Source organism: Pseudomonas sp. ASL7 (assembly GCF_056680375.1).
On record NZ_CM155279.1, the window covers coordinates 5208116 to 5219656 of the forward strand.

Genomic DNA, 11541 nt, shown 5'->3' on the forward strand with positions numbered 1-11541 from the left:
AAGTCCTTCGCGAGCAAGCTCGCTCCTACATATTCGCGGTCAACGCAATTTGATGTGTGTCGATTGCAGCTGATTGCCGTCCCGGTCGTGATAGTTGACCTGAATGTGCTCCCGATCAACGATCAGGTGTGCGAAGTTGTCCTGGCTGATCACTTCGCTGGTCAATTCATGCCGGTAGTCACCTGCGGTTGTCCGGGCCAGCGCTTGATCGAGAATGAAGGTCGTCGCCTTGGCATACGGCAGCAGTTTGCTGTTGCACAGGGGGGAGGAGACGATGGTGTGCACCTCTAAGTCCGGGTCTTCGCTGTGGGTCAGTCGACTGGTCAGCGAGCCGTGAACATCGCCGGAAATGAAGATGACGTTCTTGATGCGGTGCGTGCGAATCGTCTCAAGCAGCCGCAGTCGTTGTTCCGGGAAGGCTTTCCAGGCGTCATCGCCCAATGTTTTGCGGTCGGGGTAGAACATCACGCTGGTGACCACGAATTTAACTCTGGCCGGGCTGTGGATCAGCCAATTGCACAAAGCCCGTTCCTGCTCTTCGTCGAGTATGCGGCGATCATCGGCCGACAGGTTGCGTCGGGTCCGGCTGTCGGTGACAAACCATTCGAGATCGCCTTCGGTGAACTGATACCAATAGCGGTTCATATGACCGGGTTGCCAGTTGGCCAGAACATCGTACGCCGGGCTGTGGCTGGCTTGATATAACTCATAAGCAGCGATGGCGTTCTTATATAAATAGTCATCATCGTTGCTTTTGTTGGTCGGCCAGTTGTCTTCTATTTCGTGGTCGTCGAGGATCATGTAAGTCGGCACACTGGACATTAACTTGCTTATGTTGGGCTGGGAAAAAGCTGTGCGATATTTACCGAGTATGTCCTTGTATTCCCGGTCGGGAGCAATGATGTTCAGGTCGTCGACATAGACTTGATCGCCGATCATCAGCAAGGCGCTGATGGGTGGGGCGGCGTGCTGCGCCAGCTTCGTGATCGAGGCGAAAATCCGGTCGCCCAAATGGGGGGCGGAAGGCATGCCCAGCGTCATCCGCAGGTAACGGCATGACCCGACGATGTACGCCCGTGGCGTGGTGAAAGCGTTGGACGGTGTGCGCACGCGGTAGATGTCCCGCGGCCATTGCAACGGCAGCTCCTGGACTGTCTCCACGTTATGCACCGGGCTCATGGGGCTGAACCAGCCCGCCTGATATTCGTACTCGGTGCCAGCGGCAAGATCGTTGAGTGCAATGACATCGGACATGTCGCGCAAGGGGGTCAGTTTTGCAAACGTGCCTTTTGACCAGCGTTCGTCACCGAGCCGTCGATAACGAATACCGGCAAATACCAGCGCGTTGTTCTGTAATTCACCGCGCAAAAATATACGTGCGTGGTTTGTTGTGGTGTGGCCGATAATTGGGCCGACGGTGGGCTTTAACATATTCGAATCCATTCGAAGTAGAACTAACTAAGCGAGGGCGTTTTTACCAAGGGTTATATAGGAATCAGTTGAATAAGCTTAGTGAGTGGTCGGTAAAAAATACCGGGCTGAAGTCGACTTGAGTTGTGGCCGATATAAGCCACGGATGTAGGAAGACGGTTACGCAAGGCAAAAAAAGCCCCGCCAAATTGGCGGGGTTGAGGTACGAGCGTGGCGCTCGGAAACAGGGGTCGCAGCTGGCCCTCCGGTGAAGGAGGGCCGGCCGGTGTTACAGCAGGATGGTGCGGATGTCCGCCAGCAGGTCGCTCAGGCGCTTGGTGAAGCGTGCGGCAGCGGCACCGTTGATCACACGGTGATCGTAGGACAGCGACAGCGGCAGCATCAGTTTCGGCTGGAAGGCTTTGCCGTCCCAGACTGGCTGGATGGTTGCCTTGGAAACACCCAGAATCGCCACTTCCGGCGCGTTGACGATCGGCGTGAAGCCGGTGCCGCCAATGTGGCCGAGGCTGGAAATGGTGAAGCAGGCGCCTTGCATGTCGTCAGCGGTCAGCTTTTTGTCGCGGGCTTTGGCAGCCAGCGCAGCCGCCTCAGCCGCAAGCTGCAGAAGGCTCTTCTGGTCGACGTTCTTGATGACCGGTACCAGCAGGCCTTCAGGGGTGTCGACCGCGAAGCCGATGTTCACGTACTTTTTGCGGATGATCGCCTTGCCACTTGGTGCCAGCGAACTGTTGAAGTCCGGCAGTTCCTTGAGCAGGTGCGCGCAGGATTTGAGCAGCAGCGGCAGGATGGTCAGCTTGACGCCAGCCTTCTCTGCAACGGCCTTCTGAGCGATACGGAACGCTTCCAGCTCGGTGATATCAGCCGAATCGAACTGAGTCACGTGTGGAATGTTCAGCCAGCTGCGATGCAGGCTCGACGCGCCGATTTGCATCAGGCGAGTCATCGGCACTTCTTCGGTTTCACCGAAGCGGCTGAAGTCCACGACCGGAATCGGCGGGATGCCCGCGCCGCCGGTTGCGCCCGCAGCAGCGGCCGGTGCTTCCTTGGCCTTCTGCATCATGGCTTTGACGTAAACCTGCACGTCTTCTTTGAGCACACGACCGTGCGGACCGCTTGGGCTGACCGCGTTCAACTCGACGCCGAATTCACGGGCCAGCTGGCGAACAGCCGGGCCAGCGTGAACCTTGGCGCCTGGCTTGGTTGGCGCAGCGGCTGGCGCAGCAACCGGTGCGGCGGCTACCGGAGCAGCAGGTGCTGCGGCGGCAGGAGCCGGAGCACTCGATGCAGCAGCGGCCGGGGCAGCAGCAGGCGCTGCGCCTTTGACTTTCAGCTTGAGGATCAGGTCGCCGGTGCCAACTTCGTCACCCAGCTTGATGGAAACGCTTTCCACCACGCCAGCGGCAGGCGATGGGATTTCCATGCTGGCCTTGTCGGATTCCAGGGTGATCAGCGACTGGTCGGCTTCAACGGTGTCGCCGGCCTTGACCAGGACTTCGATGATCTTGGCCTTGCCTGCCGAACCGATGTCCGGGACGTGAATGTCCTGAACGCTGTCGGCAACCGGAGCAGCCGGAGCAGCCGGAGCAGCCGGAGCAGCCGGGGCCGCAGCGGCAGGTGCCGGAGCAGCGGCGGCAGGTGCAGCTGCCTGAGCTGGCGCGGCCGCAGCCGGTGCCGCAGCACCCGCCACTTCCAGATCCAGGATCAGGTCGCCGGTTCCGACTTCGTCGTTGAGCTTGACGCTGATGGCCTTGACCACGCCAGCGGCGGGCGAAGGGATTTCCATGCTGGCCTTGTCGGATTCCAGGGTGATCAGCGATTGATCAGCCTCGACGGTGTCGCCGACCTTGACCTGGATCTCGATGATCTGGGCCTTGCCCGACGAACCGATGTCCGGCACGTGCACTTGCTGAACCGAAGCGGCAGCCGGCGCGGCAGCTTGCGCTGGAGCCGCGGCGGCGGCAGGCGCAGCAGCCGGTTTCGCTTCAGCTTTGGCCGCCGGCGCAGCGGCAGCCGCAGGGGGCGGTGCAGAGGTCGGGGCAGCGGCACCTTCGACTTCCAGCTCCAGCAGTTCGTCGCCTTCTTTCAGGCGATCGCCGATTTTTACTTTCAGGCTTTTGACGATGCCGGCCTTGGGCGCAGGGATTTCCATGCTCGCCTTGTCCGACTCAAGCGTCAGGATGCTCTGGTCGGCTTCGATACGGTCGCCGACCTTCACAAACAGTTCAATTACTTCACCTTCACCGCTGCCGATGTCAGGTACGCGAATGAGTTCGCTCACAGAGTGTCTCCTCAGCAGTCCAGTGGGTTGCGTTTTTCCGGGTTGATACCGAACTTGGCGATGGCTTCAGACACCACCTTAGGTTCGATGTCACCACGGTCAGCCAAGGCTTCCAGGGCTGCCAACACCACGAAATGACGGTCGACTTCGAAGAAGTGACGCAGCTTCTTACGGCTGTCACTGCGGCCGAAACCGTCGGTGCCCAGGACTTTGAATTCCTTGGACGGGACCCACTGACGAATTTGCTCAGCGAACAGCTTCATGTAGTCGGTAGACGCGATGACCGGACCTTTACGGCCGTTCAGGCATTCTTCGACGTAGCTCAGTTTAGGCTTCTGACCCGGGTGCAGACGGTTGCTGCGCTCGACGGCCAGGCCATCGCGACGCAGTTCGTTGAAGCTGGTAACGCTCCATACGTCAGCGCCGACGTTGAACTCTTCACGCAGAATCTTCGCCGCTTCACGGACTTCACGCAGGATGGTGCCGGAGCCCATCAGCTGAACGTGGTGCGCCGCTTCGCGGGTGTCTTCCTCGAGCAGGTACATGCCCTTGATGATGCCTTCCTCTACACCGGCCGGCATGGCTGGCTGCTGGTAGGATTCGTTCATCACGGTGATGTAGTAGAAAACGTCCTGTTGCTCTTCGGTCATCTTCTTCATGCCGTCCTGGATGATCACCGCCAGCTCATAGCCGTAGGTTGGATCAAAGGTACGGCAGTTCGGGATGGTGGCGGCCAGGATATGGCTGTGACCGTCTTCGTGTTGCAGGCCTTCGCCGTTCAGCGTGGTCCGGCCGGCGGTGCCGCCGATCAGGAAGCCACGGGTCCGGCTGTCGCCGGCAGCCCAGGCGAGGTCGCCGATGCGCTGGAAGCCGAACATCGAGTAGAAGATGTAGAACGGCAGCATTGGCTGGTTGTGGCTGGAGTACGAAGTACCGGCAGCGATGAAGGAGCTCATGGCGCCCGCTTCGTTGATGCCTTCTTCGAGGATCTGGCCCTTCTTGTCTTCTTTGTAGAACATCACCTGGTCTTTATCGACTGGCTCGTAGAGCTGGCCGACGGAGGAGTAGATGCCCAACTGACGGAACATGCCTTCCATACCAAAGGTACGGGCTTCGTCCGGGATGATCGGGACGATACGCGAGCCGATTTCCTTGTCCTTGACCAGCTGCGCGAGGATCCGCACGAAGGCCATGGTGGTGGAAATTTCACGGTCACCCGAACCATCAAGAATGGCCTTGAGTGTATCGAGCGACGGTGTCGGCACACTGAAGCTCTGCGCGCGTCGCTGTGGCACGAAACCGCCCAGTGCAGTGCGGCGCTCGCTCAGGTAGCGGGCTTCGGCGCTGTTCGGTTCTGGCTTGAAGAACGGCAGGTTTTCCAGCTCTTCGTCTCTGACTGGAATGTCGAAACGATCGCGGAACAGCTTCAGGCTTTCAACATCAACTTTCTTGGTGTTGTGCGCCGTGTTCTTCGCTTCGCCGGCACCGGTGCCATAACCTTTGATGGTCTTGGCCAGGATGACGGTCGGTTGTTCTTTGTGGTTGACCGCTTCGTGGTAGGCCGCATAGACCTTGTACGGGTCGTGACCACCACGGTTGAGCTTCCAGATCTCGTCGTCGGACAGATCAGCAACCATCGCCTTGAGTTCTGGCGAGTTGAAGAAGTGTTCACGCACGAACGCGCCGTCTTTGGCTTTGTAGTTCTGGTACTCGCCGTCAATGACTTCGTCCATGCGACGTTGCAGGATACCGTCGACGTCTTTGGCCAGCAGTGGGTCCCAGAAGCGGCCCCAGATGACTTTGGTCACGTTCCACTGAGCACCGCGGAACACGCCTTCGAGTTCCTGGATGATCTTGCCGTTGCCGCGAACCGGGCCGTCGAGGCGCTGCAGGTTGCAGTTGATGACGAAGATCAGGTTGTCGAGCTTCTCGCGGCCAGCCAGCGAGATGGCACCCAGGGATTCCGGCTCGTCGCACTCGCCGTCACCCAGGAAGCACCAGACTTTTTGCTTGCCTTCAGGGATGAAGCCACGGGCTTCCAGGTACTTCATGAAGCGTGCCTGGTAGATCGCCTGGATCGGGCCCAGACCCATGGATACGGTCGGGAACTGCCAGAAGTCAGGCATCAGCCATGGGTGCGGGTAGGACGAAAGGCCCTGGCCGTCGACTTCCTGGCGGAAGTTGTTCATCTGGTCTTCGGTGATGCGACCTTCCATGAACGCACGGGCGTAAACGCCTGGCGAGGTGTGACCCTGGAAGTAAATCAGGTCGCCGCCGTGTTCGTTGGTCGGGGCCTGGAAGAAATAGTTGAAGCCGATGTCATACAGCGTTGCGCTGGAGGCGAAGCTGGAGATGTGACCGCCCAGGTCAGAATCTTTCAGGTTCGTACGCATCACCATGGCCATCGCGTTCCAGCGTACCAACGAGCGAATGCGGCGTTCCATGAACAGGTCGCCAGGCATGCGTGCTTCGTGGGTAACGGGGATGGTGTTGCGGTATGGCGTGGTGATGGCGTAAGGCAATTGCGAACCACTGCGGGTCGCAAGTTCGCCCATACGGGTCATCAGATAGTGAGCGCGGTCTTCGCCTTCTTTGTCGAGAACCGATTCCAGGGCGTCCAGCCATTCCTGGGTTTCGACGGGATCGAGGTCTTGCATGGCTTGCTCCAGGGCGGAAAGGCTTCCAGAATCGGTTGCCTGAGTTTGCGACTGGCCTTGTGGGCAGACGATATAAATTCTTGGATTGCCGAGAGGTTGTTCCGGCGGCGTGTAGTTTTACTACAAATCTTCGGGCATTTCAGCCTTTCGAATGTATAGACGAGTAGTAAAACTACAGATGAGCGGCTTGTGGCCTCCGGCTGTGTTGTGAGAATAATCGTTAAGGTTGGTCTTTTGCCAACCAGAAAAGGTGAAGGCTTGATGCTGACTGCCAAAAATACAGAAATCTCAGCTATTTCTAACCTTTGTTTGACAGTCCGTCAGGTAGTGCTTTATCAGAATTCACTACATGCAGCCCCTTACACGCCGATCAAGGATAGACCATGAGCCTCCCTTCGCTTGCCGAACTGCCCGGCACTCTCCTGCCGTTTGTCTCCCGCGCCGAGCAGTCGTTGCGCACGGCCGTCGCAGCACTGGGCGACGAACATGATCTATCCGCGTGGACGCCTGAACGCTGGGCGCAATGGGCCCGCGTCACCGCTGCCAGCGACTTCGTGGTTGAACAGAGTGTGCGTGATCCATTGATGTTGCTGGAGCTGGTGCAGTCCGGTGAACTGGATCGCAACTTTGCGCCCGGTGAGTTGTGCGCACAGATCGCGGCAGCTGTGAATGCGGCAGACACCGAGGATGGACTCGGTCGTGCCCTGCGCCGCCAGCGCACGCGCCATCAAGTCCGGATCATCTGGCGCGATCTGACCCGCCAGGCGGATCTGGTGCAGACCTGCCGCGACCTCTCGGACATGGCCGATGCCAGCATCGATCAGGCCTATCAGTGGTTGTACTCGCGGCATTGCCAGCAATTCGGCGTGCCGACCGGTCGTCGCAGTGGCGAGCCACAGCAGATGGTCATCCTTGGGATGGGCAAGCTCGGCGCGGTGGAGTTGAACTTGTCGTCCGACATCGACCTGATCTTCGCCTACCCGGAGGGCGGTGAAACAGTCGGCGTGAAACGTTCGCTGGATAACCAGGAGTTCTTCATTCGTCTCGGCCAGCGCCTGATCAAGGCCCTGGACCCGATGACGGTCGATGGCTTCGTGTTCCGCGTCGACATGCGTTTGCGCCCCTACGGTTCGGCCGGCGCACTGGTGCTGAGTTTCAACGCGCTGGAGCAGTATTACCAAGACCAGGGTCGTGACTGGGAGCGCTACGCGATGATCAAGTCGCGGGTGGTGGCCGGCGATCAGGTCGCGGGCGCGCAATTGCAAGAGATGCTGCGGCCGTTCGTTTACCGACGCTATCTGGACTTCTCGGCGATCGAAGCGCTGCGCACCATGAAGCAGTTGATCCAGCAGGAAGTCCGGCGCAAGGGCATGGCCGACAACATCAAGCTCGGCTCCGGCGGCATCCGTGAAGTGGAATTTATCGCCCAGGCGTTCCAGCTGATCCATGGTGGTCGCGACCTGAGCCTGCAGCAACGTCCGTTATTAAAAGTACTGAGCACGCTGGAAGGTCAGGGGTATCTGCCGCCAGCGGTGATCAGCGAATTGCGCGAAGGCTACGAATTCCTGCGCTACACCGAACACGCGATCCAGGCGATTGCCGACCGCCAGACCCAGATGCTGCCGGATGGCGCGCAGGATCAGGCGCGCATTGCCTTTATGTTGGGATTTGACGATTGGGCGGCTTTTCATGAGCGGCTTATGTACTGGCGCGATCGTGTGGCGTGGCACTTCGGTCAGGTGATCGCCGATCCCGACGAAGAGGAAGGCGCTGAAAGCGAAGTGGTGGTGGGCGGTGAGTGGCTACCACTGTGGGAAGAGGCCCAGGACGAAGAAGCCGCTTGCCGTCAGTTGGAAGAGGGTGGTTTCGCCGATGCTACCAAGGCCTTGAAAACGTTGGCCGGTTTGCGCAGCAGCCCGCAACTTCGCGCTATGCAGCGCCTGGGGCGTGAACGCCTCGATGCCTTTATTCCGCGCTTGCTCGCTCAGGCTGTCGAGCATGCCAACCCGGATCTGGTGCTGGAGCGGGTGCTGCCACTGGTTGAAGCCGTGGCCCGGCGTTCGGCTTATCTGGTGTTGCTGACGGAAAACCCCGGCGCACTGCGACGCTTGCTGACTTTGTGCGCCGCGAGCCCGTGGATCGCTGAACAAATCACCCGTTTCCCGTTACTGCTCGACGAATTGCTCAACGAAGGCCGGCTGTTCAAGCCGCCTCTGGCGCCGGAACTGGCTGCCGAGTTGCGCGAACGCCTGACGCGAATTCCCGAGGATGACCTCGAACAGCAAATGGAAGCGCTGCGGCATTTCAAACTGGCGCACCGCTTGCGAGTCGCTGCCTCGGAAATCGCCGGCAGCCTGCCGTTGATGAAAGTCAGCGATTACCTGACCTGGCTTGCCGAAGCGATACTCGAGCAAGTGCTGGCCCTGGCCTGGCGCCAGACCGTGGCCAAATACGGCACGCCGCTGCGCACCAACGGCACGTTGTGCGATCCCGGCTTTATTATTGTCGGTTACGGGAAAGTCGGTGGCCTGGAACTCGGGCATGGTTCCGATCTGGATCTGGTGTTCATTCACGATGGCGATCCCCAGGCAGAAACCGACGGACCGAAGCCGATCGATGGCGCACAATTCTTTACCCGGCTCGGGCAGCGGATCATTCATTTGCTGACCGCTCAGACCAACTCCGGCCAGCTGTATGAAGTGGACATGCGCCTGCGACCGTCCGGTGCGTCGGGCTTGTTGGTGAGTTCGCTGGGGGCGTTTGCCCGATACCAGGAAAACGAAGCCTGGACCTGGGAACATCAGGCGCTGGTGCGGGCGCGGGTGCTGGTGGGCAGTCAGGATGTCGGGCAGGCGTTCGAGAAGGTGCGCGCGTCGATTCTGGGCAAGCACCGGGACCTGCCGACCCTGCGTCAGGAGGTCAGCGAGATGCGCGCCAAGATGCGCGATAATCTGGGCAGCAAGAGCACCTCGGCCGGCACCGGGGCAAATGCTTTCGAGGCTACGGCGCCATTCGATCTCAAGCAGGACGCTGGAGGTATCGTCGATATTGAATTTATGGTGCAATACGCGGCCCTGGCGTGGTCCGAAACACACCCGCCATTGCTGCGCTGGACTGACAATATCCGCATTCTGGAAGAGCTGGAGCACGAAAACCTGATGCCCGCCGAAGACGCCGCTCTGTTGCGCGAGGCCTATAAAGCCTACCGCTCCGCCGCTCACCGGCAAGCGTTGCAGAAGGATGCCGGGGTGATACCGGGCGATCAGTTCGCGGACGAACGGCGGCAGGTATTGCGGATCTGGCGCGAGCTGGGATTGAACTGAAACCGTATACCCCTGTAGGAGCGAGCTTGCTCGCGATAGCGGAGTGTCAGTCAGCATCAATGTTGTATGTGACGGCCTCATCGCGAGCAGGCTCGCTCCCACAGTAGATCTGCGGTGTTTTGCAGAGGGAAGGCAGCTAAGCTGCACCGCACGGGATGTGCACCAATACCCAATGTGGGAGCGAGCCTGCTCGCGATAGCGGAGTGTCAGTCAGCATCAATGTTGTATGTGACGGCCTCATCGCGAGCAGGCTCGCTCCCACAGTAGATCTGCGGTGTTTTGCAGAGGGAAGGCAGCTAAGCTGCACCGCACGGGATGTGCACCAATACCAATGTGGGAGCGAGCTTGCTCGCGATAGCGGAGTGTCAGTCAGCATCAATGTTGTATGTGACGGCCTCATCGCGAGCAGGCTCGCTCCCACAGTAGATCTGCGGTGTTTTGCAGAGGGAAGGCAGCTAAGCTGCACCGCACGGGATGTGCACCAATACCCAATGTGGGAGCGAGCCTGCTCGCGATAGCGGAGTGTCAGTCAGCATCAATGTTGTATGTGACGGCCTCATCGCGAGCAGGCTCGCTCCCACAGTAGATCTGCGGTGTTTTGCAGAGGGAAGGCAGCTAAGCTGCACCGCACGGGATGTGCACCAATACCCAATGTGGGAGCGAGCCTGCTCGCGATAGCGGAGTGTCAGTCAGCATCAATGTTGTATGTGATGGCCTAATCGCGAGCAGGCTCGCTCCCACTGTAGATCTGCAGTGTTTTGTAGAATTCTCGAGGCGGGGAGGCGTATGCCTCCCCGGTTCGTTTTTGGAAACCACATGAAAATTCTGATCGTTGGGCCCAGTTGGGTCGGTGACATGGTGATGGCGCAGACACTTTTTCAGTGTCTCAAGCAACGCCACCCGCAGTGCGAAATCGACGTGCTGGCCCCCGAGTGGAGCCGGCCGATTCTTGAGCGCATGCCCGAAGTGCGCCAGGCCTTGAGCTTCCCGCTCGGCCATGGCGTTTTGGAGCTGGCGACGCGTCGGCGCATCGGCAAATCCCTGGCTGGCCAGTACGACCAGGCGATCCTTTTGCCCAACTCCCTGAAGTCGGCGCTGGTGCCGTTCTTTGCCGGCATCCCGAAACGCACAGGCTGGCGTGGCGAGTTCCGCTACGGCCTGCTCAATGACGTGCGCACGCTGGATAAAGAGCGTTACCCGCTGATGATCGAGCGCTTCATGGCCCTGGCTTACGAGCCTGGCATTGAACTGCCGACCCCTTACCCGCGTCCGGCGTTGCAAATCGACCCGGTCACCCGCGAGGCAGCATTGGCCAAGTTCGGTCTGGCCCTCGACCGCCCGGTGTTGGCGCTGTGCCCCGGTGCCGAGTTCGGCGAGTCCAAGCGCTGGCCATCCGAGCACTACGCCAAAGTGGCCGAAGCGCGGATTCGCGAAGGCTGGCAAGTCTGGCTGTTTGGCTCGAAAAACGATCACGCCGTCGGCGAAGACATCCGTTCGCGGCTGATTCCCGGTTTGCGCGAAGAGTCGGTAAACCTCAGCGGCGGCACCTCCCTGGCTGAAGCCATCGATCTGATGTCTTGCGCCGATTCGGTGGTGTCCAATGACTCTGGCTTGATGCACGTCGCGGCGGCGTTGAATCGCCCGTTGGTGGCGGTTTACGGCTCGACCTCGCCAGGCTTCACCCCGCCACTGGCCGAGCACGTCGAGATCGTGCGACTGGGCATCGAATGTAGCCCGTGCTTCGACCGCACGTGCCGCTTCGGTCATTACAACTGCCTGCGCCAGCTCATGCCGCAAGCGGTGAACGAAGCCTTGCAGCGTTTGCAGGGCACTGTGGTCGAGGTCAAATAGT

The 11541-nt window shown here is 59.7% G+C and carries 5 protein-coding genes; 2 read left to right on the forward strand and 3 right to left on the reverse strand.

Annotation, left to right across the window (positions count from 1 at the left end; all coding sequences use genetic code 11):
• Positions 1-39 precede the first annotated feature (39 nt).
• The 3 genes from AC1MDT_RS24130 to aceE all read right to left on the reverse strand — a co-directional run bounded on the left by AC1MDT_RS24130 (position 40) and on the right by aceE (position 6366).
• On the reverse strand, positions 40-1431 hold the full coding sequence (locus AC1MDT_RS24130; RefSeq protein WP_480419272.1) for an alkaline phosphatase D family protein: 1392 nt from the start codon (positions 1429-1431) through the stop codon (positions 40-42).
• Between the two features lie 268 nt (positions 1432-1699).
• The gene (aceF, locus tag AC1MDT_RS24135; RefSeq protein WP_480419273.1) at positions 1700-3709 is read right to left on the reverse strand and encodes a dihydrolipoyllysine-residue acetyltransferase; all 2010 of its coding nucleotides are present in this window, start codon (positions 3707-3709) and stop codon (positions 1700-1702) included.
• An 11-nt stretch (positions 3710-3720) separates the two neighbouring features.
• On the reverse strand, positions 3721-6366 hold the full coding sequence (gene aceE, locus AC1MDT_RS24140) for a pyruvate dehydrogenase (acetyl-transferring), homodimeric type (protein ID WP_201115197.1): 2646 nt from the start codon (positions 6364-6366) through the stop codon (positions 3721-3723).
• A gap of 383 nt (positions 6367-6749) precedes the next feature.
• On the opposite strand from aceE, the gene glnE reads away from it, so the two are divergent.
• Entirely contained in the window at positions 6750-9689 is a 2940-nt protein-coding gene (gene glnE, locus AC1MDT_RS24145) for a bifunctional [glutamate--ammonia ligase]-adenylyl-L-tyrosine phosphorylase/[glutamate--ammonia-ligase] adenylyltransferase (RefSeq protein WP_480419274.1), read from the forward strand.
• Between the two features lie 816 nt (positions 9690-10505).
• A complete protein-coding gene (gene waaF / locus AC1MDT_RS24150) occupies positions 10506-11540 on the forward strand; it encodes a lipopolysaccharide heptosyltransferase II (RefSeq protein WP_480419275.1) in 1035 nt (344 codons plus the stop codon).
• Position 11541 lies beyond the last annotated feature (1 nt).